Here is a 22,522-nt window from a genome sequence, read left to right as displayed (position 1 = left end):
CTGCGCCGGATCGGCACCGCACTGGCCGTGGCGGCGGGCTTCCTGCTGGCCTGGCAGGCTCTGGTCGTCGCGACCGGGCTGCCGCCCTTCCTGCTGCCGGGACCCGTGGCCGTGGCCGAGGCGCTCTCCAGCCATCGCACGGTCCTGGCCCGCGCCGTGCTGCGCACCGCGACCGAGATCCTGGCGGGCTTCACGCTTGGCGCCGGGACGGGCGCCGCGCTTGCCGTGGCGATGGCCGGCTTTCCCCGGCTGGCGGCGGCCTTGCGTCCGGTGCTGCTCATCTCGCAGGTGATCCCGATCTTCGCGCTGGCGCCGATCCTGACCCTGTGGCTGGGCTATGGCATGGCGCCGAAGATCGTGGTGGCGGCGCTGATCTGCTTCTTTCCGGTGGCCTCGGCCTTTCTGGACGGGCTGATGCGGACCTCGCCCGCCTGCCTGGACCTGGCGCGGACCATGGGGGCGAATGGCTGGCGCGAGATGTGGCACCTGCGCATCCCGATGGCCCTGCCGATGTTGGGCAGCGGGCTGAAGCTGGCCGCCGTCTATGCGCCGATCGGCGCGGTGATCGGCGAATGGGTCGGCGGGTCCGAGGGGCTGGGCGCGGTGATGATCCACGCCAACGGCCGGATGCGCATCGACCTGACCTTCGCCGCGCTGGCGCTGGTCACGCTGCTGGCGCTGGCCTTCCACGCAACGGTCAGCTGGATGGTGCGACGCGGCTTCGCCCGCTTCGCATGAGGCAATCGCCCCCGGCTGCCGGGATCAGCGCCGTCCTTGGCCATTCGCGCCCGAGCCGCGCCGCATCCCCGGCCCGTCGCCGGCCAGCGGCACCGTGAACATCCGTTCCGAACAGCAGATGGCCAGCCCCTGGGGAACCAGGCGGCGGAAGGCGGGGGCGGTGATCGCCAGCCCGCCCGTATAGGTGCCGAAGGCGGGCAGGACCAGGTGGTCGCGGCCCAGGACGAAACAGCGCCAGTTCCGGCCGGCCAGCCGCAGCACCGGGTGCATGTGGCCCGAGACGTCCGGGCCTTGCCCCGCGATATGCCGCAGGGCGATGCCATCCCGAAGCTCGTCCAGGCTGCGGCCCGGAAGGCCGGGGCCGGCGGGCAGGGGGTCGTGATTGCCCGCGACCCAGATCCAGTCGCGCCCCTGGGCCAGATGCCACAGCCGGCGCGCGGCATCCGCCGCGATCGCGCGGCCCGCCAGGTCGTCGTCGAAACCGTCCCCCAGCGAGACCACGCGCAGGGGTTGCAGCGCCTCGATCTCGGCGCCCAGCCGGTCCAGCGTGTCGGCAAGGTCCCAGGGCGGCAGAAGCGGCCCGCCGCGCCGGGCGTAACGCTCGGACCGGCCCAGATGCAGGTCGGCAAGGATCAGCGTCTGCCGTTCCGGCCACCACAGCGCGCCCGAGGGGCGGGCGACGAAATCCAGCCCGGCGAATCGCAGCGCGCGGCCCGTGCCCGGCTCAGCCATCGCCCAGCCCGTCCAGTCCCGCGCTTGCCATCAGCTCTTGCGCCATCTTCTCCGCCAGCCTCTCCTGCCCGGTGCCGCCCAGCCTGACCCGCCCCATCTCCAGCAGCAAGGGCGCGGCCAGGGGCGAGACCCGGTCCAGCCGCCGCAGCTCCAGCCGGGGATTGCGGGCCAGCATGTCGCCGATGCGGTCGAAATCGACGAAGCCGCGCCGCGCCTCGTCGCGGGTGGCGCGGATCAGGATATGGTCGGGGTCGTGGCGGCGCAGCGTGTCATAGATGATATCGCTGGAAAAGGTCGCCTGCCGCCCGGTCTGGCGATGCCCCGGCAGGTTGCGCTGGATCAGCCCGGCGATGGTCGCCACCGTCCGGAAGCTGCGCCGCATCAGCGAGGTGTCGGCCAGCCAGTCCTCCAGCCCCTGTTCCAGGACCGGGCGGCGCAACAGCGGCGCCACGTCCTCGACCGGGTTCAGCGAGGTGATCAGCAGCGCATGGTCGGTGGCAAGGAAGCCCAGGGGCGCAAGGCCCGCCTGCTCCATCTGCCGCGTCACCAGCAGGCCGAGCGTCTGGTGGGCGTTGCGGCCCGCGAAGCCATAGATCGCCAGGTGCCAGCGGTCGGCGCGCGGGAAGGTCTCGCACAGCAGCAGGCCGGGGCGGGGCAGGGCGCTGATGCGGGCCTGCAGCCCCAGCCAGGCCCGGATGTCGCCGGGCAGTTCGCGATGGCGGCCGGGATCGGCGATGATCGCCAGCATCCGCTGCGAAAGCTCGGTCGAGGTGGCGAATTTCAGCCCCGAGAAGACGGCGATCCGCGGGTCGCGGCCGGGCTGGGGCGTGACCTCCATCACCAGTTCCCGGATGCGGTCATAGCGCAGCACCTGCCCGCCCAGCAGGAAGGTGTCGCCGGGGGCGAGGCTGGCGGCGAAGCTTTCCTCGACCTCGCCCAGGGCCGCGCCGCCCCGGCCGCGGCGGCGGACCTTCAGCTTCTCGGCCTCGACGATGGTGCCGATGTTCATGCGCAGCGACCTGGCGGCGCGGGGGTCGCGCAATTGCCAGTGCCCGTGGCGCTGCATCAGCCGCTGCCAGCGGTCATAGACGCGCAGCGCATAGCCGCCGGTGGCGGCGAAATCCAGGCAGGCGTCGAAATCCGCGCGGGTCAGGGCGGCATAGGGACCGGCGGTGGTGACTTCGGCGAAAAGCGCTTCGGCGTCGAAGGGCCCGGCGCAGGCGGTCAGCAGGATGTGCTGGATCAGCACGTCCAGCGGCCCCGGCCCGCGCGGCTCGCCATCCAGCTCGCCCGCCCGCGCGGCCTCCAGCGCGGCGACGCATTCGATCACCTCGAAGCGGTTCGCCGCCACGATCCGCGCGCGCGAGGGCGCGTTGTAGCGGTGGTTCGCCCGTCCGATCCGCTGCACCAGCCGCTTGATGTTGCGCGGCGCCCCGACCTGGATCACCAGGTCCACGTCGCCCCAGTCGATCCCCAGGTCCAGGCTGCCGGTCGCCACGACCGCGCGCAATTCGCCCGCGGCCATCGCGGCCTCGACCCGGCGGCGGGCCTCGGCCGCCAGCGCGCCGTGATGCAGGCCGATGGGCAGGCCGCGGTCGTTCTGCAGCCACAGCGCCTGGAAGAACAGCTCTGCCTGGGCGCGGGTGTTGAGGAAGATGATCGTCGTCTTCGCCCCGGCCACCGCGTTCAGCACATCGGGCACCGCATGGCGCCCGCCGCCCCCCGCCCAGGGCGGCGGCGCCGCGGTCGGCAGCAGCGCGATGTCGGGCCGGGGGCCGGGATCGGCCTCGATCACCTGGCCCGCACCCATGAAGCGCCCCAGCGCCTGCGGGTCCTCGACCGTGGCCGAAAGCCCGGTGGCGACCAGGCCGGGCGCCAGGCCGCGCAGCCGGGCCAGGCCCAGCATCAGCTGGTCGCCGCGCTTCGATTCGGCAAGGGCGTGCAATTCGTCCAGCACCACGCGCCTGAGCCCGGCGAACATCCGCGGCGCCTCGGGCCAGGACAGCATCAGCGCCAGCGATTCCGGGGTGGTCAGCAGGATCTCGGGCGGGTCGGCGCGCTGGCGCCGGCGCTGGCTGGCAGGCGTGTCGCCGGTGCGGTCGCCGACGCGGATCGCCAGGCCGATCTCGGCGACCGGGCGCGAGAGATTGCGCGCCACATCCGCCGTCAGCGCCTTCAGCGGCGAGACATAGAGCGTATGCAGCCCTTTCGCCCCGGTCAGGTGCAGATCGACCAGCGAGGGCAGGAACCCGGCCAGCGTCTTGCCGCCGCCGGTGGGTGCGATCAGCAGCGTGTCCTGCCGCGCCGCGAGCAGCGCCAGCTGGTGGGGATGGGGCTGCCAGCCGTTCCGGGCGAACCAGTCGGCGAAGGGTCCGGGCAGGTCTGGGGGACGCGGGCTCACAGCATCGCCTGCAGCGTTTCCAGCCGGTCGGCCTCGGCGGCGGGCTTGTCCCAGCGGATGCGCGAGATGCGCGGAAAGCGCATCGCCAGCCCGGAGCGGTGGCGGGCCGAGCGGTTCAGCCCCTCGAAGGCCACCTCCAGGACCAGAAGCGGCGCGACCTGCCGCACGGGTCCGAAACGCTGCACGGTGTTGCGGCGCACGAAGCGGTCCAGCTCGCGCAGCTCTTCGTCGGTGAAGCCGAAATAGGCCTTGCCGACCGGGACCAGGTCCTCGCCCTGCCACAGGCCGAAGGTGAAGTCGCTGAAAAAACCCGAGCGCTTGCCATGCCCGCTTTGCGCATAGAGCAGCACGGCGTCGATCACCATCGGGTCGTGCTTCCACTTGAACCACGGCCCGCGCGGGCGCCCGGCCAGATAGGGCGCGTCGCGGCGCTTGATCATCACCCCCTCGATCACCGGCGAGGGCGGGTCGGCGCGCAGGCGGGCAAGCTCGTCCCAGCTGGCGAAGGGCAGGATCGGCGACAGGTCGATGCGGCCGCCGGGAAAATCCGCGGCCTCCAGCCGGGCGCGGCGTTCGGCAAGGGGCAGGGGGCGCAGGTCCTCGCCCCGCCATGTCAGCACGTCATAGAGCCGCAGCCCGGCGGGATGGCTGTGCATCATCGCCCGGCTGACCGCCTTGCGCCCCAGCCGCCTTTGCAGATCGGCGAAGGGTGCGATCTCGGCGCCGCGGCGGATCAGCAATTCGCCGTCCAGCGTGCCCTCGAATTCCAGCGCCTCGACCAGGTCGGGGAAGGCCGCGCCGATATCCTCGCCGGTGCGGGAATAGAGCCGCCGCTGCCCGCCCTCGGCCACCGCCTGCACCCGGATGCCGTCCCATTTCCATTCCGCCAGGTAGTCCGCGGGATCCAGGCCCGCAAGCTGGTCGGAACTGACCGGGGTCGACAGCATCACCGGCCGGAACGGCGCCAGCGCGGCGGCGGCGGGACGCTCGCCCCCCGCAAGCCAGGCGAAAAGCGGCAGATAGGGCGGCTCCAGCCCGTGCCAGATCTCCTCGATCTCCTCGACGCTGCGCGGCCCGGCCTGCGCCAGGGCGATGCGGGCCAGCCGGGCCGAGACGCCGACGCGCATGTTGCCGGTGGCAAGCTTCAGGAAGGCCAGGCGTTCGGGCGGCGTCAGGCGGTCCAGCATCGCGGCGATCGCCGCGGGCAGCGACAGCTTGCCGGTCTCGCGCAGCAGCGCGACCGCCTGCGACAGCGGCACCTCGGGGGTCGGGTCCGCGACCGGGGTTTCGGGCCAGATCAGCGCGATCGTCTCGGCCAGGTCGCCGACGAAATCATAGGACAGCGCGAACAGCTGTTCGTCCACCCGCTCGCCCGACAGCCGCCGCAGAAGCGAGGGCGAGACCTGCCGCAGATCCAGCGTCCCGGTCAGCGCCGCCAGCGCCCAGCCCCGGTCGGGATCGGGCGTCGCCGCAAGGTAATGCGACAGGATCGTCAGCTTGGCGTTGCGGCCCGCGGTGAAGGCCAGCCGCTCCAGCAGGCGGGCGAAGGCCTTCATTCCGCCTCGTCCTCGTAGCCGACCAGCCGCAGGGGCCGGGCGGGGATGCCCTCGATCTCGCACCAGCGCAGCAGCCCGTCCTCGGCGCCATGGGTGATCCAGACCTCCTGCGGCGAAAGCTCGCGGATGGTGGCGGTCAGCTGCGGCCAGTCGGCGTGGTCGCTGATGACCAGGGGCAGCTCGATCCGGCGCTGGCGGGCGCGGGCCCGGACCGCCATCCAGCCCGAGGCATAGGCCAGCACCGGATCGCGGAACCGCTGCACCCAGGGCGAGGCGAAGGCCGAGGGCGGCGCGAGGATCAGCTGCGCGTCGCCCGGTTCCGTCGCCGGAACCAGCGGCCCAAGCGCGATGCCCTGTTCGACGTGATAGTCGCACAGCCGCTTCAGCGCGCCGTGGATGGCGATGGGCCGGTCGTGCCCGGCGGCGCGGGCCAGCGCGATCACGCGCTGCGCCTTGCCAAGCGCATAGGCGCCGACCAGATGCGGCCGGTCGGGGAATTCGGCCATGCTGGCGATCAGCCGCGCCATCTCGGCCAGCGGGTCGGGATGGCGGAAGACCGGCAGCCCGAAGGTGGCCTCGGTGACGAAGACATCGCAGGCAACCGGCTCGAAGGGCTGGCAGACCGGGTTCGGGCTGCGGCAGTAGTCGCCCGAGATCAGGATGCGCGGTCCCTGGTCGGGGGCGATCAGGACCTGCGCCGATCCCAGCACATGGCCGGCGGGATGGAAGCTGACCGTCACCCCGCCGATCCGCATCGGTCCTTCCGCGATGCGGCGGCTGTCGGCGAAATCCTCGCCATGGCGGATCGCCATGATCTCCAGCGTCTGGCGGGTGGCGGTCACCGTTCCGTGGCCGGGGCGGGCATGGTCGGAATGGCCATGCGTCACCAGCGCATGGGGCACCGGGCGCAGCGGATCGACATGAAAGCCGCCGGGCGCGCAGTAAAGCCCGGCCTCGGTCGGGAAGACGATCTCCTCGGCCCGGATGCTCACGCCGCGATCCTTGCGCCGGCCGGGGTCGGCGCGGGCTTGGCGCGGGTCGTGGCGGCGGGGAGAAGGGGCTGGTCGCACATCTGACGGACGGGCTGTCGCCCCTGCCTGGTTAAGGTTCCAGAGCGAAACGAGCGGCAGGCGATGCGGTTCCCGTGACGGCGCGACATCGCGGCTCAGCCCCCGGCGCGCCGGCTTATCCGCAGCGCGCCGCGCAGGGCCAGCGCCTCCAGGCCGCCGCTGCCGTTCTTAAATCCCATGCGGCGCATCGCCCGCTGTTCCTCGGCCGGGGCGCCCCTGCCGAAACCCGCCGCCAGCAGCCGGGCCTTGCCGGGAAGGCTGGCCGACAGGTCCTTCAGCACCGACAGCGCGGGCAGCAGGCGCTGCTCGACCTCGTCGAAATCGGTGCCCAGGGGGAAGCGGGGCAGCAATGCCCGGTGCGGGTCCAGCCATGCGGCCAGCCGTTCCGGCAGGTTCCGCCTTGCGCTGCGGGGCAGCCGGAAATCCTTTGGCAGCTTGCCCGCCGATTTCGCGCGCCGCAGCAGCCCCGGCTGGAACCGGCTGTCGGCGATGCCGATCAGGGCGGCGATCACCTGCGCGTCGGTCTTGCCGCGCAGATCGGCGATGCCGTATTCGGTCACGACAATGTCGCGCATGTGGCGCGGCACGCTGACCGAGGGCAGCGACCACGAGATGTTGCTGTCCAGCCTGCCCTCGGCCGTCCGCGTGGCGGGCAGGGTGATGATCGCGCGCCCGTCCCGCAGCGCATGGGCCTGCTCGATGAAGTTGAACTGCCCGCCGATGCCGCTGACGACCTTGCCGTCGGCGGCGGCGTCCGACATGACATCGCCCAGCAGCGAGACCTGCATCGCCGCATTCACGAAGCGCGCCGCCCGCCGCGCCGCCCGCCTGCCGGTCTCGTCGCCGTAAAGCTGGTTGGTGAAGCTGACCGGGACCATGCCGATCCGGGCGCGGCGGTCGGGATCCATCCGGCGCAGGCGGCGATAGAAGTCCCGCGTCTCGACGAAGAAGCCGGCATGGATCGCGCAGCCATCCACCTCGCGGTCGATCACTCCGGCCTCGAACAGTTCCAGCAGGCCGCCGACCAGCATCTCGGTGACGGCATAGAGCCCGGCCCGGAACGGCCCGCCCGCGCCCTGGGGAAGGGCGAAAGGGCAATCCGCCCGCAGCGCCTGGTCCTGGCCGCGATGGCGCAGCAGGAGCGCGTTCGCCACCGCGTCGCCGATCGAGCCGATGCCGATCTGCAACGTCCCGCCATCCTCGACCAGGCGGCCGACATGCAGCCCGATCGCATGGCTTGCGTCGTCCACCGGCCGCCTGGGGGCGGAAAACAGCTCGTAGTCCTCGGGCCGGTCCAGCACCAGCGCGAATTCCCCCGGATCGAGCAGCGCCTCGCGTCCGGCGAAGAAGGGCAGTTCCGCATGGGTCTCGGCCACGGCCAGGAAATCCACCGCCCCCTCGCGCCGCAGCCGGAACAGGTCCGCGGAGATGTCGGTATTGCCCGACAGGCTGAAGCGCCCGTCCTGTTCGGCCACCAGCTGCGCGACGACGTTCGGGCGCTTCCGCAGCAAGAGGTCCAGCGCATGGGTATAGTTGACCGAGATATAGTCCTGCTGCGCCTGCGCGACCTCGCTCCAGCGGCCGGCCATGAAGAAGAACTCGTTCACGGTGATGTTGCCGGGCAGTTCTCCCCGCCGCAGCAGATCGGCATAGAGCAGCTGCGGATAGGCGCCGAACAGCCGGTCCATGGCGGGCTCCAGGAAGCGCCGCTCGATCCCGCTGCCCGGTTGGGGCCGTTCCAGCGTCAGCGCGGTGAAGATCGCCAGCTCGATCCGGGGATCCTCGCAGGCCAGCCGCACCAGCGCATTCGCGACCGAGACCGGCTTGCCCAGGCCAAGCGGCAGCGCCAGGCGGATCCTGCCGCCGGTCCGCGAAACGATGTCCCGCGCGACGGCATCGGCATCGTGATGGCGCATCATTCGTCCCAGCCCGGATCGGGGCGGAACCTGTCGCCGTGGCGATCCGCCAGCTCCTGCAGCCTGCGCCGGATCTCATCGACACCGCGCGTCCTGGCGTAATGCATCGGCCCGCCGCGGAAGGGCGCGAAGCCGGTGGCGAAGATCATCGCGCCGTCCACCTGGTCGGCGTCGCGCGCGACGCCCTCGCGCAGGCATTCCATGCAGGCATCCAGCATCGGCAGGATCAGCCGGTCCTGCAGATCCTCGGGGCCGGTCTGCGCGGTTTCGGGATGCGGCGTGCCGCCCGACCAGTCGTAGAAGCCGCGCCCGGCCTTCTTGCCGGTCTCGCCCGCCTTCACCTTCTCGCGCAGGCGCGGGCTGATCTCGGGGATCGGCTTCTCCAGCGCGGATTTCAGGCTTTCGGCCACGTCGAGGCAGATGTCCAGGCCCACCTGATCGGCCAGCACCACCGGCCCCATCGGCATCCCGAAATCCAGCGCGGCGCGGTCGATGACCTCTTTCGGGACGCCCTCGTCCATCAGCACCATCGCCTCGACCAGATAGGGCACCAGCGCGCGGTTGACCAGGAAGCCCGGAGAGTCGCGCAGGGTCGCGGGCAGCCGGTCGATGGCGCCGCAGAAACCGGCCAGGCGGTCCATGACCTCGGGGTCGGTGGCGTCGTGGCCGATCACCTCGACCAGCTGCATCTTCGCGACGGGGTTGAAGAAATGCAGCCCGGCGAAGCGCGCCGGCTCGGGCAGGGCGCGGGCCAGTTCCGCCAGCGGCAGGCTGGAGGTGTTCGTCGCAAGGATCGCGCCCGGCTTCATGCGCGCGGCCGCCTCGCGGTGGATCCGGGCCTTCAGGTCGCGATCCTCGGGCACGGCCTCGATCACCAGGTCGGCGCGCGCGTAGCCATAACCCTTGGGGTCGGGCATCAGCCGGTCCAGCGCGTCGCGGGTTTCGATCGCGTCCAGATGGCTGTCGCGGCAGATCCGCGCCACCTGCCGGATCGCGCGGGCCAGCGCCTCGGGGCTGACATCGCCCAGGCTCACGCGCTTGCCCCGGATCGCCGCCCAGCCGGCGATGCCCGCGCCCATCTCGCCCGCGCCGATCACATGGACATGGGCGATCCCGTCATCGCCGCGGCCATCCTGCTTCAGGTCCTGGCGCAGGAAGAAGGCGCGGCGCAGGTTCCGCGAGGTCTCGCTGTCCAGCAGTTTCGCGAAGCTGGCGATCTCGGCCCTTTGCATCGCGTCGCGGTCGTCGCCATGGGCTTCCCACAGGTCGATCAGCGCATGGGGCGCGGGGAAATGCGCCGGGGGCGCCTTCTTCTCGGCCTCGGCCCGCATCCGGCCGGCGGCGAGGCTGCGCGCCTTTTCCAGCGCGAAGGCGCGGGCCTTCAGCCCCCTGGCCGGCGGGTCGACCTTGCCCGCGATCACCGCCTCGACGGCGGCGCGGACATGCCGTTCCGGGGTGATCAGATCGACGATGCCCAGCTTCTTCGCCTTTTCGTCATGCGCGGTCTTGCCGGTCAGCATCAGGGTCATCGCCTGAACTGGGTCGATCAGCCCGGTCAGCCGGAAGGTGCCGCCAAGGCCCGGATGCAGGCCCAGATTGACCTCGGGGAAGGCGAATGTCGCGCCCTCGATCGCGATGCGATGGTCGCAGGCCAGCGCGATCTCGAAGCCCGCGCCAAGGGCCGCGCCGTGGATGACGGCGACGGTCGGGCAGGGCAGGGCCTCCAGCCGGTCCAGCGCCGCATGGCCCCGTTCCAGCAGATCGACGGCGCCTTCACCGCTGATCCGGTCGAAACTGTCGATATCCGCGCCCGCCGCGAAGCCGCCGGGCTTGGCCGAGCGGATGACGACCCCGCGCGGCGGGGCTTCGGCCAGATCGCGCAGCGCCGCATCAAGCCCGCTCAGCACCTCCTCGGTGACGGTATTGACCGGGCCGCCCATGCAATCCAGCACCAGCCAGGCGATGCCGTCGGCCTCGGCCCGCCGCCAGGGATGGGTGGCCTGGTCCGCCGCCGGACCAAGCTCCAGCTTTCTGCTGTCGAGGAAATCCCTTGCACCGGTCATCACGCCGCCTCCAGCAGCATCGCGCCGCCCTGTCCGCCGCCGATGCATTCGGTGGCGATGCCGCGGCGATGGCCAAGGCGGCGCAGCGCGTTGGCCAGGTGCAGCACGATCCGGTTGCCGCTGGTGCCGACCGGATGGCCAAGCGAGATCGCTCCGCCATCCACATTCAGCCGGTCGCGGTCGATCCGCCCGAAGGGCTGGTCGAGCCCCAGCACCTCGCGGCAGAAATCCGCGTCCTGCCAGGCGGCAAGGCAGGCCAGCACCTGCGCGGCGAAAGCCTCGTTGATCTCCCACAACTCGATGTCGTCGCAGGACAGCCCGTGGCGCTGCAGCAGCGGCGTGGTGGCAAGGACCGGACCCAGTCCCATCACCGAGGGGTCCAGCGCCGCCCATTCGCTGTCGACGATCCGCGCCAGGGGCGTCAGCCCGTGACGCCGGACGGCATCCTCCGAGGCAAGGATGGTCCAAGAGGCGCCATCGGTGATCTGGCTGGCATTGCCGGCCGTGACCTTGCCGTAAGGCGGCTCGAAGGCGGGTTTCGGTTTCGCCAGCCCCGCCATGTCGCTGTCGGGGCGCACGCCGTCGTCGCGCAGATGGGCATGGCCGTCGCGGTCGAAGGCGGGCATCACCTCGTCCTCCAGCCAGCCCTGGTCCTGCGCGCGGGCCAGCCGGTGGTGGCTGTCCATCGCATAGGCGTCGGCGGTTGCGCGGTCGATGCCGAAGCGGTGGGCCAGGATCTCGGCGGTCTGGCCCATGTTCAGCGCGGTGATCGGGTCGGTCAGGCCGCGTTCCAGCCCGACGACCGGCTTGAGGAAGCCCGGCCGGAACCCGGCCGCGGCCCTGGCGCGGGCGACGGCGCCCTTGGCATTGGCCATTTCGCCGAACCATTCGACCGCCTCCTGCCGCAGGACCAGCGGCGCGTGGCTCAGCGCCTCGGTCCCGCCGGCCAGGATGATGTCGTGGCTGCCCTCGCGGATGTAGCGCAGGGCGGTGTCGATCGACTGCATTCCCGATCCGCAATTGATCTGCACGCTGAAGGCCACCGTGCTGTCGGGCAGGCCCAGCCGCAGCGCGGCCACGCGGGCCGGGTTCATCTCGTCGGCGATGACATTGACGCAGCCGAGGATCACCAGCTCGATCAGCGCGGGATCGAAGGGCTGCCGCGCCAGCAGCGGCCGGCCGCATTGCACCGCCAGATCGACCGGGGTGAAGGGGCCGGGCTTGCCCCGCGCCTTCAGGAAAGGCGTGCGCGCGCCGTCGACCAGCCAGACGCTCCGGGTCATTGCAAGGTCTCCTTCGTGCCGGGATAGAGCCGCGCCAGCTCCTCGGGCGTGAAGTCATCGACGGCGATGACCTGCGCGACCAATTCCTCCATCTCGGCCAGCCGCGCGTGTTCGGCCTGCGAGATCACCCCGGCCGCCAGCCCGCCCTGGGGATCGTGGCCGGTCTCGCGCAGCTTCGCCGTGACCGGCTCCAGTTCGACCACCATGGCGAAGGCGCGGTTCAGCAGCGCGACGCCGCCATGCGCGCAGCCCTCATCCAGCCGGCCGACGATCCGGTCGCGGGTGGGCGAGGGCGCAAAGATCAGCCCGGCGCAGCGTTCGACCAGCGCGTCGACGGGCGGGCGGGGCGCGCCGCCGGGCAGGGTCAGCAGCCGGCCAAGCGCCGCGGCCCACCGGGCGGGGAAGTTCCGCAACACCTGGTCCAGCGCGCTGCGGATATTGGCGAAGCCCCGCGCGGCGGCGTATTCCAGCAGCGGCAGGTCCTCGGGCGGGCTGCCGTCGTCGCGCCAGCGTTTCAGCGCGGCCGACAGCAGATACATCTCGGACAGGGCGTCGCCCATGCGGATCGAGATCATCTCCTTGCGCTTCAGCGCCCCGCCCATGGTCAGGAAGGCCAGTTCCGCGATCAAGGCCATCGCCGCCGACCAGCGCGACAATTGCCGATAGATCGGGGCCGCACCGCCGGCGCCGTCGGGCGCAGGCACAAGCCGCCCGCCGGTCCAGGCACGCCACCAGGCCCGCCCCGTGGTCCGCAGCGCATGGCCCAGATGCGCCCAGAAGGCGCGGTCGAAGGCGTCCAGGCTTTGCTCCTCGTCCTCGATCTGCAGGGCCTGCATCTCGTCCAGCAGGTGCGGATGCGCGCGGATCGAGCCCTGGCCGAAGATGATCAGCGCGCGGGTGACGATATTGGCACCCTCGACCGTGATGCCGATGGGCACGGCGCGATAGAGCGGCAGAAGGTAGTTCGACGGCCCGTCGATCACCGCCTTGCCGGAATGCACGTCCATCGCGTCATCGACCGCCTCGCGCATCCGGGCGGTGGCATGGGCCTTCATGATCGCCGAGATCACCGACAGCGCCCGGCCCTGGTCCAGCCCGGCGCAGGTCAGCCGGCGGGCGGATTCCATCACATAGGCGTCAGAGGCAAGCCGGGCCATGGGCTGCTGGATGCCGCCGAACCTGCCGATCGGCAGGCCGAATTGCCGGCGGACGCGCGCATAGGCGCCGGTCACATGGGCCGCGACCGAAATCGCCGCGCAGCCCATCGAGGGCAGCGAGATGCCGCGCCCGGCGGCAAGCGCGCTCATCAGCATCATCCAGCCGCGCCCGGCATGGTCGGGCCCGCCGATGACATGGTCCAGCGGGATGAAGACGTCGTTGCCGGTCGTCGGGCCGTTCATGAACATCGTGGACGAGGGGATATGCCGCCGGCCGGTCTCCACCCCCGGCAGGTCGGTCGGGACCAGCGCGCAGGTGATGCCGATATCCTTGCGGTTCCCCATCAGCCCGTCCGGGTCGCGCAGCTTGAAGGCCAGGCCCAGCACCGTGCAGACCGGCGCCAGGGTGATGTAGCGCTTGGCCCAGTTCAGGCGGATGCCCAGGACCTCCTGCCCCTGCCAGATGCCCTTTTCGACGATGCCCTCGTCGCGCATGGCCGAGGCGTCCGAGCCGGCCTCGGCGCTGGTCAGGCCGAAGGCGGGCAGTTCGCGGCCATCGGCCAGCCGGGGCAGCCAGTAGTCCTTCTGCGCCTCGGTGCCGAACTGGTGCAGCAGCTCGCCCGGACCCAGCGAATTCGGGACCATCACCGTCACCGCCGCCGCGACGGAACGCGTCGAGATATAGCGCACCACCTCGGAATGGGCGAAGGCGGAAAAGCCCAGGCCGCCATGTTCCTTGCCGATGATCATCCCGAAGAAGCGGTGCCGGCGCAGGTGCTGCCAGATCTCGGGCGGCAGGTCGGCATCCAGCTGGTTCAGCCGCCAGTCGTCGATCATCGCGCAAACTTCGCGGCAGGGGCCGTCGATAAAGGCCTGTTCCTCGTCGCTCAGCCGGGGGGCGGCGGTCGAATGCAGCTTGTCCCAGTCGGGATGGCCCGCGAACAGCTCGGCCTCCCACCAGACCTCGCCGGCGCCAAGCGCCTCGGCCTCGGTCGCGGACAGTTGCGGCAGGGCGCGCTTCGCCCATCTGCGGATCGGACGGCTGATCCGGTCTCTGCGAAATCCAGCCATGGCACCTCCTTGCCGAGTCAACCGCCGGCGGCAGGCGGGGTTCCATGCCGGGTCCAGATGGCCCTGCAGATGGTGGTTCCGAAAGCCGGCGATCCCGCATATCGTCGCCTCCCGACGCCTGCGGGCGGAACACCCCACCCGGACGGCGCGCCCGCCCCGGCAGAGAAGAGGCCACAGCATGACCCCGACCCTGATCCGCAATGCACAGCTCGTCGTGACCATGGACCCCGCCCGCAGCGAGCCGCAGGACGTCTCGATCCTGGTCGAGGATGGCGCGATCGCCGCCATCGGCCGGGACCTGGCCGCCCCGGCGGGGGCCGAGGTGATCGAGGCGGCGGGGCTGATCGTCACGCCGGGGCTGGTCAACACCCATCACCACCTTTACCAGAGCCTGACCCGCGCCGTGCCCGGCGGCCAGGATGCGCTGCTGTTCGGCTGGCTGCGCACTCTCTATCCGATCTGGGCGCGCTATCGTCCCGCGGATTTCGTGCTGGCCGCGCAGGTCGGGCTGGCGGAACTGGCGCTGTCGGGCTGCACGACGACCTCGGATCACCAATACCTGTTCCCCAATGGCGCGAAGCTGGACGACACCATCCAGGCCGCGCGCGCGGCCGGCCTGCGCTTCCACGCCACCCGCGGCGCGATGAGCATCGGCGAAAGCAAGGGCGGCCTGCCGCCCGATGCGCTGGTCGAGAGCGAGGCCGCGATCCTTGAGGATTGCATCCGGGTGATCGATGCCTTCCACGATCCCTCGCCGCAGGCCATGACCCGCGTGGCGGTGGCGCCCTGCTCGCCCTTCTCGGTCAGCCGCGAGCTGATGCGCGACGCCGCCCTGCTGGCGCGGGACAAGGGCGTGATGCTGCACACCCACCTGGCCGAGAATGACGAGGACGTGGCCTACAGCCTTGCCAATTTCGGCTGCCGCCCCGGCCAATATGCCGAGGAGCTGGGCTGGGTCGGCGCGGATGTCTGGCACGCCCATTGCGTCAAGCTGGACCGGGACGAGATCGCGCTGTTCGCCCGCAGCCTGACCGGGGTGGCGCATTGTCCCTGCTCGAACTGCCGGCTGGGCTCGGGGATCGCGCCGGTCCGGGCGATGCGCGACGGGGGCGTCAGGGTCGGGCTGGGGGTGGACGGCTCGGCCTCGAACGACGCGGCGGACCTGATGGGCGAGGCGCGGCAGGCGATGCTGCTGCAGCGCGTGGCCAATGGCGCCGACGCGATGAGCGCGCGCGAGGCGCTGGAGATCGCGACGCTGGGGGGCGCGCAGGTGCTGGGCCGGGCGGATCACCTGGGCTCGATCGAGCCCGGCAAGCGCGCCGATCTGGCGCTGTGGGACGCGCGCGCGCTGCCGATGGCCGGCGGCTGGGACCCGGTGGCCGCGCTGGTCCTGTGCGGCCCGCACCGGGTCCGGCACCTGATCGTCGAGGGCCGGCAGGTGGTGCGCGACCAGGTCCTGACCACGCTGGACGCGGCCCAGCTGGGCCGCGAGGTGGCCTCGGCCGTCGCCAGGCTGGCGGGCTGAGACCGCCTTGCCCGGCTTCGGCGCGCGCGGCTAGGCCCTGGCGCCGACCGCCAGGCTGGCCTGCGAGAATTCGCGCTCGATCTCGTCGTTCTGCCGGTAGGTCGCCAGGCTGACCGCCACGCAGCTGGCCATGGCCAGCACGAAGGCCGGCAGCAGCTCGTAGAGCCCGGTATCCAGCGCCTTCCACCCGAAGACCGTGGCCGAGCCGACCACCATGCCGGCGATGGCGCCGGCGTTGGTCAGCTTGCGCCAATAGAGGCTCAGCAGCACGATCGGGCCGAAGGCGGCGCCGAAACCGGCCCAGGCGAAGGCGACGAGGCCCAGGATGGTGTCATTGGGGCTGACCGCCAGCAGCGCCGCGATGATCGCCACCGCCAGAACCCCGGTCCGGCCCAGCACGATCAGGGTGCGCTGGCTGGGAACGGGTTTCCTGATGGCGCGGTAGATGTCCTCGACCAGCGCCGAGGAGCAGACGATCAGCTGGCTGGACAGCGTGCTCATGATCGCCGCCAGTACCGAGGCCAGCACGAAGCCCGCGACCAGCGGGTGCAGCAGCACCTGCGACATCAGCAGCACCACGGTTTCGGCATCGGCGGGCGCGGCCCCGAACCGGTTGAAATAGGCGATGCCGATCAGCCCGCTGGCGACTGCGCCCGACAGCGACAGGAACTGCCAGGTGGTGCCGATGCGGCGCGCGCTTGCCGCCTCTTGCGGGCTGCGCAGCGCCATGAAGCGCACGATGATATGCGGCTGGCCGAAATAGCCCAGGCCCCAGGCCAGGCCCGACAGGATCACCAGCACCGCCGCACCCGCGGTCATCTGGCCCGCGCCGATCAGCGACAGGTTGCCCGCGCCGACCTCGGTGATGATCGCCGCCGTCTCGCCGGTGCCGCCGATCGTCTGGATGGCCACGACCGGCACCACGATCAGCGCCACGACCATCATCAGCCCCTGCACCACGTCGGTCAGCGAGGCGCCCAGGAACCCGCCGAACAGCGTATAGGCCAGCGTCACCAGCACCACCAGCAGCATCCCGGTCAGGTAGTCGCCCCCGAAGGCGCTTTCGAAGAACTTGCCGCCCGCGACCATGCCCGACGAGGCATAGAGCGTGAAGAACACCAGGATGACGATGCTGGAGAGGCTGCGCAGCAGGCGCGAGCGGTCGCGCAGGCGGTTCTCGAAGAAGCTGGGCAGGGTGATCGAGTTGCGCGAGATCTCGGTATAGGCGCGCAGCCGGGGCGCGACTAGCCGCCAGTTCAGATAGGCGCCGATCAGCAGCCCGACCGCGATCCAGCCCTCGATCAGGCCGGTGGTGTAAATCGCGCCGGGCAGGCCCATGATCAGCCAGCCCGACATGTCCGAGGCCCCGGCGCTCAGCGCCGCGACCCAGGGCGGCAATCCGCGCCCGGCCAGCATGTAGCCCTCGTGGTCGCTGGTCCGCAGATAGGCCAGATAGCCGATCAGCAGCATCGCGCCGAAATACAGCCCCAATGCGATAGAGGTATACAGGTTTCCAGACATCGAGAATGACCTCATGTGGCGTTATGCGCGTGGCGAAACCGGACAGCCTTGCTGACCAATGCGCGGCTTTTGGGCAGGGATGCGGCGATGAGTCAACCCTGAGACGAAAGCCGCAGGTCGGGCTGCGGTTCCGTCGGGTGCCACCGCGCGATGGCGCGCCTTGCGTTTCGCTAGGGTCCGATCCTGTCGCAAAGCTCGTCATGCAGGGCGCGATAGGCCCTGGCGGCATTGCTGGCCGGGGCCGTCGCCGTGACCGGCGCGCGATGCACGCCCATCCGCTCTACTTCGGATGCGAAGGGGATCCGCGCCTCCAGGAAACGCTTCGGGCTGGCCTCGCGCATCGCCGCCATCGTCTCGCCATGCAGGATCTTGATGCCCTGGACCATCGAGAAGAAGGCATGGAGCTTCTTCGTCGGCAGGTCGTGGTCGCGGAAGAAATCGGTCAGCTGATCGAAGGTGCGCTGCGACAGCGTCGTCGGGATCACCGGCACCAGCACGACATCCGCGGCGCGGAAGACGTTTTCCGACAGGGTCGTGATATTGGGCGGGCAGTCCAGCAGGATCACGTCGTAATCGCCCTTGACCGCCTTCAGCGCCTTCTTCAGCCGCGAGCGGTCGTCGCGCATCCGCGACAGGAAGATGTCGAAATCGCGAAAGCGCGCATTCGCGGGCAGCACGTCCAGGTCGTCGAAATCGCTGCCCCGGATCGCCCCGGTGAATTTCTCGACATCCTGGAAGAAGCCGGCCTCGGTCAGCTTCTTCGACGGCTTCATGCGGAAATAGAAGCCCGAGGCGCCTTGCGGGTCCAGGTCGCACAGCAGCACCCGCCGGCCCGAGGTCGCGAAGACATGGGCCAGGTTGACCGATGCCGCCGTCTTGCCGACGCCGCCCTTGTTGGAATAGCAGGCGATGATCTTCATGTTCCCTCCCCTCCGTCGCGAAAGAGGTCGCGGAAGAGCCGCTGCGTCTTCGCGCTGTTGAAGCGCGCGAAGCTGCCGGCGACCTTGTCGCGTTCCTCCAGCTGCCGCTGATGAAGCACCATGATCAGCGCCCCGGCGCTTTGCGCGATCTCCAGCCGCTCGGCCTCGGGGACCTTGTCCAGCCCGGCCAGGAAGGCCCGCAGGCTGACCTGCTGCACCGAGAAGTCGTTGAACAGGCCAAGCCTGTCCTGCAACCGCTTCAGCGGCTTGATCAGCTCCGCGAACCTGCCTTCGGAAAAGGCCGGTGCGAAGAATTCCATCAGATAGCGCAGCTTCTTGCAATGGATCCGCAGCGCGTGGATGTCGCCGTCGGGGGTTTCCGGGCCAAGCTCCGCCGCGATCCGGCAGATCTTGCGATAGCGTTTCCAGATCAGCTCGCAGGCCAGGTCATGGGCGCCTCGGGCGGCGTTCGGGCCGGGGCGCAGCGCCTTGCGCGTCTCGAACAGCCGCGCCAGGTCCGCGATTTCCGCGCGATAGGCCGTGCCGCGCAGGTGATCGGCCAGCTGCGCCTGCGCGGCGTGGCGTTCCTGGCGGAACAGCGCGAACATCCGGTCCAGCCCGCCATGCATCGCCTCGGGCAGCAGCGCGTCATAGCGGTGCCGCTCCAGCAGATAGACGTCCAGGTCGCGCAGCCGCCCGGTCGGCGCCATCAGCGCCGTGAAGCGCGCTTTCAGCGCATCGGTCTGCGCCGGGTCGTAGACGCCCTTGAACAGGCTGAGGACCGAGCGGATCTTGCGCAGCGCGATGCGATAGTCGTGCAGGAATTCGCTGTCCAGGTCGGCGATGATGCCGGGCTCGTTCGCGCGGGCCACCGGGATATGGGCGGCGATGATGTCGCTGGCCACGTCGATGGCGCGATCCTTTCGGCCGATCGCGATCGCCGGCTTCGGCTGATAGGGCCGATGCCCCACGAACAGCCGCCGATAGAGCCCGCCTTCGGCCAGGCCCAGGCCGCCGCAGGCGACGAGATGGGCGCGCAGCCGGTCCAGCGCCTTGTCATAGCCGCGCAGGCCCGACAGCGTCGCCACGACCGTCTCCTTCCCGCCGGTGCCGGTCAGCAGGCGCAGCAGGGCGCGGGCCCTGGTCTTGCCCTCGTCATCGACCAGCGACAGGGTGGCGGGCCGCATCTCTCCGGTGCCGAGCGGCAGCAGCGCGCGCAGCGGCGACAGGTCGGCCAGCGCCGCCTTGACCGGCCCGTCCGCAAGATCGGCGACGAAACCGCCCTTGCGCCGGGCCGCTTGGGTCAGGATTCGGCCATCCGCCGTCAGCAGTTCCAGCTGGTCCCCGGCCTCGATCAGCAGCCGCCCCGAGCGGCGAAGGCTCTGGTCGAAGCAGTCGAGCAGCACGAAGGGCAGGGGCCTGGCCGGCGGGTCGAGACGCGGCGCCAGCTTGCCCGCCGGGACCGTGGTCAGCGCCTCCATCGCCTCGGCGGGAAGGTGGAAATTCGTCTCGTCGCGGGCGCTCATGGCCGGAACCTCGGGCTTTGCGCAGGTCGTTCCTGGTGATCCTGTGATTGCTGTTCCCCCTTCCTAGGCACAGGGCGCAATGCCATCAAGGTCCTGCGCCATCAAGGTCCTGCAGCCGGGCCGCGGGCGGTCAGGCGCCGGTGGCGGGGACGAAGATGGCGGCGTCCCACTGGCCGTAGCGGCCGGGATGCGTGACCAGCAATTCCCATTCCAGCTGCGATCCGGCGAAGTCCTGTACCGCCTGCTGGAAGGCCGCGTGGCCGTCGGGGGTGTTCCGGGCCGGCTGGGCGGCGAATCCCCGGGCGGCGGGTTCGGTGACGGCGTGAAAGATCGTCGGGATGTCTGCCATGTGCATCTCCTTTGCATCTTGTCGATTGCAGCCCGCAGAATCCGTCATGCCCGTGACGACCATATGACAGTGGCGGTTGCGCGCTGCCGGTGTCCGGCCCGCCCGCAGGGATGGTGGACCGGATGCGGGCTGTCCTGGCCGCGATGTCGCCGGGCGAGCGGCCTTGCCCGAAGCGCGCGAAAGCCCCGGATGCGGTCCGTGTCAGCCTGGGGTCTGGTGGAGAAACTGTAGCGACTTCAGCGGCTTGCGGAAGTCTTGGCTCCGGCGGTAGGGATCGAACCTACGACCAATTGATTAACAGTCAACTGCTCTACCGCTGAGCTACGCCGGAACACGGGGGCGATATAGCAAGCAGTTCCGGGGCCGTCCAGAGGCATTGCGACAAAATTTTCACATCGCCGAAAAGCGCGCGCGGGACGAGAAATCGCCCTCGGCGCGGACGGCGCCAAGCGCGTCGAGCGCGACCAGATGGGCCAGCACGTTGCGGGTCGCGGCGGGCATCAGCGCGGCGGGGATGTCGTAGATCCGGGCGGCCAGGGTCGCGGCATCGGCCGGGCCGTCGCGCAGCGCCGCCAGGATCTGGGCGGTGCGTTCGCGGCGATGGGCGGCAAGCTCGGCCAGGCGCGGCGCGGGGCTATCGATCGCGGCGCCATGGGCGGGCAGCAGCCGGGACGCGCCAAGCGCCCCGATCCGGTCCAGGCTGCGGAAGTAATCGCCCAGGTCGCCGTCGGGCGGCGAGATCAGCGTCGTCGACCAGCCCAGCACGATGTCGCCGCAGAACAGCAGGTCCTCGAAGGCGAAGCTGAGGTGATTGGCGGCATGGCCGGGCGTGTGGATCGCGCACAGGGTCCAGTCGGGCGTCTCGACCACGGCGCCGTCGCTCAGCGTCATGTCGGGGCGGAAGCCGCGGTCCAGCCCCTCGCCGCCCTCCAGCACCCCCTCGGCCGCCAGCCGCTGCATCACCGCCGAGCGCCCGGCCAGCGCGTCGCCGAAGGCCAGGATGGGCGCGCCGGTCTGTTGCGACAGGGCGCGCGCGCCCTCGCTGTGGTCCAGATGGGCATGGGTGACGAAGATATGCGTGATGCGCCCGCCCGAGGCTTCCAGGATCGCCGCGCGGTGGCCGGCATGGTCGGGGCCGGGATCGATCACCGCGACATGGCGCCGGCCCAGAAGGAAGGTGTTGGTCCCTTGCCCGGTCAGCGGCGAGGGATTCGGGGCAAGGATCGACAGGGGTTCCTGCATGGCGCCTCTTTCATCGCGGATCGGTGACGGCGGCCCTTTCGCGGGACGCATCGCGCGGTTAGCCTAGCGGGCGGCAGACGGGATGACCATGACGAACCACAACGAACAGGGCTGGGCCAAGCGCGTCTTTCCGCGCGGGCTTTACGGACGGGCGGCGCTGATCCTGTTTTTGCCGATCGTGGTGGTGACGCTGGTGGTCAGCGTGATGTTCCTGCAGCGCCATTTCGAGGGCGTGACGCGGCAGATGACCTCGTCCATGGCGCGCGAGCTGGCCTTCGTCGCGCGGCGCATCGACCGGGCCGAGAATGTCGCGACGGCGCTGCTTGCGGGCGAGACGGTGGCCGCGCCGCTGGGGCTGATCCTGCGCATCCCGGCCGAGCCCGGCGAGGCCGACCGGCGGCTGTTCTACGACTTTTCCGGCCGCGTCGTGATCGAGGTCCTGCGCGAGGAGGTGCCGGGCGTCGCCTCGGTGGACCTGGCCAGCGACGACAAGCGGGTCTCGGTCACGATGCAGGGCCGGTTCGGCCTCTATTCGCTGGATTTCGACCGGCGCCGGGTCAGCGCCTCGAACCCGCACCAGCTGCTGGTGCTGATGGTCTTCACCTCGCTGCTGATGACCGGCATCGCGACGATCTTCCTGCGCAACCAGCTGCGCCCGATCCGCCGCCTGTCCCATGCCGCCGAGGAATACGGCAAGGGCCGCATCGTTCCCTATCGCCCCGGCGGCGCCATCGAGGTGCGCAGCGCCGGCACGGCGTTCCTGGACATGCGCAACCGGCTGGAGCGCCAGAACGAGCAGCGCAAGGTGATGATGTCGGGGATCAGCCACGACCTGCGCACCCCCCTGACGCGGCTGAAGCTGGGCCTGTCGATGATGTCGCCCGACTATCCCCCCGATGCCGAGGAGATCGCCGCGATGGAGGCCGACATCGCCGAGATGAACCGGATGGTGGACGGCTTCCTGGACTATGCCCGCGAGGAGGCCCGCGACAGCCCGCCCGAGGCGACCCGCGTCCAGACCTTCCTGCACGGCATCGTCACCGATGCGCAGCGCGCCGGCCAGAAGGTCGACCTGGTGCGCTTCGAGGGCGAGGCCGAGGGCCAGGCGACCTTCCGCCCCGACATGCTGCGCCGGGCGCTGGACAACCTGGTCGGCAATGCCGTCCGCTATGGCAGCCGGGCCGAGATCGACGCGACGCTTGGCCCGCGCAGCCTGCGCATCGGCATCGAGGATGACGGGCCGGGCATCCCCGAGGACAGCCTGGATGCCGCGATGCGCCCCTTCACCCGGCTTGACCCGGCGCGCGGGCGCAGCAGCGGGCAGGGCACCGGGCTGGGGCTGGCCATCGCCGCCGATGTCGCGCGCGCCCATGGCGGCCAGCTGCGGCTGGGGCGCGGGCCGCGCCTGGGCGGGCTGAGGGCGGAAATCGTCATCCCCCGCTGAGGCATTTG

General features: G+C 70.8%; 16 protein-coding genes and 1 tRNA gene. 3 read left to right on the top strand and 14 right to left on the bottom strand.

All coding sequences use genetic code 11. The features are described from left to right. Positions 1-738 carry an ABC transporter permease gene (locus C9E82_RS02095; RefSeq protein WP_420849815.1) on the top strand — a complete coding sequence of 246 codons (738 nt, stop codon included), beginning with the start codon at positions 1-3 and terminating at the stop codon, positions 736-738. 24 nt (positions 739-762) lie between these two features. Here the strand turns inward: C9E82_RS02095 and pdeM are convergent, their stop codons facing one another. From pdeM to C9E82_RS02055, 8 genes are all read right to left on the bottom strand, one after another. Further along, a complete protein-coding gene (gene pdeM, locus C9E82_RS02090; RefSeq protein WP_119897702.1) occupies positions 763-1,470 on the bottom strand; it encodes a ligase-associated DNA damage response endonuclease PdeM in 708 nt (235 codons plus the stop codon). Beyond that, positions 1,463-3,871 carry a ligase-associated DNA damage response DEXH box helicase gene (locus C9E82_RS02085; protein WP_240643496.1) on the bottom strand — a complete coding sequence of 803 codons (2,409 nt, stop codon included), beginning with the start codon at positions 3,869-3,871 and terminating at the stop codon, positions 1,463-1,465. Before C9E82_RS02085 ends, pdeM begins: the two co-directional genes overlap by 8 nt. After that, the gene (locus tag C9E82_RS02080; protein ID WP_119897701.1) at positions 3,868-5,427 is read right to left on the bottom strand and encodes a cisplatin damage response ATP-dependent DNA ligase; all 1,560 of its coding nucleotides are present in this window, start codon (positions 5,425-5,427) and stop codon (positions 3,868-3,870) included. The genes C9E82_RS02085 and C9E82_RS02080 overlap by 4 nt, the downstream gene beginning before the upstream one ends. Further along, on the bottom strand, positions 5,424-6,413 hold the full coding sequence (locus C9E82_RS02075) for a ligase-associated DNA damage response exonuclease (RefSeq protein ID WP_119897714.1): 990 nt from the start codon (positions 6,411-6,413) through the stop codon (positions 5,424-5,426). The genes C9E82_RS02080 and C9E82_RS02075 overlap by 4 nt, the downstream gene beginning before the upstream one ends. 179 nt (positions 6,414-6,592) lie before the next feature. Then, on the bottom strand, positions 6,593-8,413 hold the full coding sequence (locus C9E82_RS02070) for an acetyl-CoA hydrolase/transferase C-terminal domain-containing protein (RefSeq protein ID WP_240643495.1): 1,821 nt from the start codon (positions 8,411-8,413) through the stop codon (positions 6,593-6,595). Further along, the gene (locus tag C9E82_RS02065) at positions 8,413-10,476 is read right to left on the bottom strand and encodes a 3-hydroxyacyl-CoA dehydrogenase NAD-binding domain-containing protein (RefSeq protein ID WP_119897699.1); all 2,064 of its coding nucleotides are present in this window, start codon (positions 10,474-10,476) and stop codon (positions 8,413-8,415) included. Before C9E82_RS02065 ends, C9E82_RS02070 begins: the two co-directional genes overlap by 1 nt. Next, a complete protein-coding gene (locus C9E82_RS02060) occupies positions 10,476-11,759 on the bottom strand; it encodes an acetyl-CoA C-acetyltransferase (protein ID WP_119897698.1) in 1,284 nt (427 codons plus the stop codon). Before C9E82_RS02060 ends, C9E82_RS02065 begins: the two co-directional genes overlap by 1 nt. Next, positions 11,756-13,987, bottom strand: coding sequence for an acyl-CoA dehydrogenase (locus C9E82_RS02055; RefSeq protein WP_119897697.1), 2,232 nt, complete (start codon positions 13,985-13,987; stop codon positions 11,756-11,758). The genes C9E82_RS02060 and C9E82_RS02055 overlap by 4 nt, the downstream gene beginning before the upstream one ends. Positions 13,988-14,165: 178 nt before the next feature. On the opposite strand from C9E82_RS02055, the gene C9E82_RS02050 reads away from it, so the two are divergent. Next, positions 14,166-15,512 (top strand): 8-oxoguanine deaminase, encoded by a 1,347-nt coding sequence (locus tag C9E82_RS02050; RefSeq protein ID WP_119897696.1) that lies wholly within the window; start codon positions 14,166-14,168, stop codon positions 15,510-15,512. A gap of 30 nt (positions 15,513-15,542) precedes the next feature. Here C9E82_RS02050 and putP read toward each other — a convergent pair whose 3' ends face one another. The 6 genes from putP to C9E82_RS02020 all read right to left on the bottom strand — a co-directional run bounded on the left by putP (position 15,543) and on the right by C9E82_RS02020 (position 21,070). After that, positions 15,543-17,033 (bottom strand): sodium/proline symporter PutP, encoded by a 1,491-nt coding sequence (gene putP, locus C9E82_RS02045; protein ID WP_119897695.1) that lies wholly within the window; start codon positions 17,031-17,033, stop codon positions 15,543-15,545. A 170-nt stretch (positions 17,034-17,203) separates the two neighbouring features. Then, the gene (locus C9E82_RS02040; RefSeq protein ID WP_119897694.1) at positions 17,204-17,953 is read right to left on the bottom strand and encodes a ParA family protein; all 750 of its coding nucleotides are present in this window, start codon (positions 17,951-17,953) and stop codon (positions 17,204-17,206) included. Then, a complete protein-coding gene (locus C9E82_RS02035; RefSeq protein ID WP_119897693.1) occupies positions 17,950-19,479 on the bottom strand; it encodes a CHAD domain-containing protein in 1,530 nt (509 codons plus the stop codon). The genes C9E82_RS02040 and C9E82_RS02035 overlap by 4 nt, the downstream gene beginning before the upstream one ends. Before the next feature lie 130 nt (positions 19,480-19,609). Then, positions 19,610-19,828, bottom strand: a complete 219-nt coding sequence (locus C9E82_RS02030; RefSeq protein WP_119897692.1) for a hypothetical protein — start codon at positions 19,826-19,828, stop codon at positions 19,610-19,612. A gap of 256 nt (positions 19,829-20,084) precedes the next feature. Next, positions 20,085-20,159 (bottom strand) — tRNA-Asn (locus C9E82_RS02025). A gap of 59 nt (positions 20,160-20,218) precedes the next feature. Next, entirely contained in the window at positions 20,219-21,070 is an 852-nt protein-coding gene (locus C9E82_RS02020) for an MBL fold metallo-hydrolase (RefSeq protein WP_240643494.1), read from the bottom strand. 82 nt (positions 21,071-21,152) lie between these two features. On the opposite strand from C9E82_RS02020, the gene C9E82_RS02015 reads away from it, so the two are divergent. Then, a complete protein-coding gene (locus C9E82_RS02015; RefSeq protein ID WP_244935987.1) occupies positions 21,153-22,514 on the top strand; it encodes an ATP-binding protein in 1,362 nt (453 codons plus the stop codon). Positions 22,515-22,522: the final 8 nt, after the last annotated feature.

Source organism: Paracoccus sigandri (genome assembly GCF_003709565.1).
Taxonomy (GTDB): Bacteria; Pseudomonadota; Alphaproteobacteria; order Rhodobacterales; family Rhodobacteraceae; genus Paracoccus; species Paracoccus siganidrum.
The sequence above is the reverse complement of the archived record's forward strand: the minus strand, read 5'-3'. Positions and strand labels throughout refer to the sequence as shown.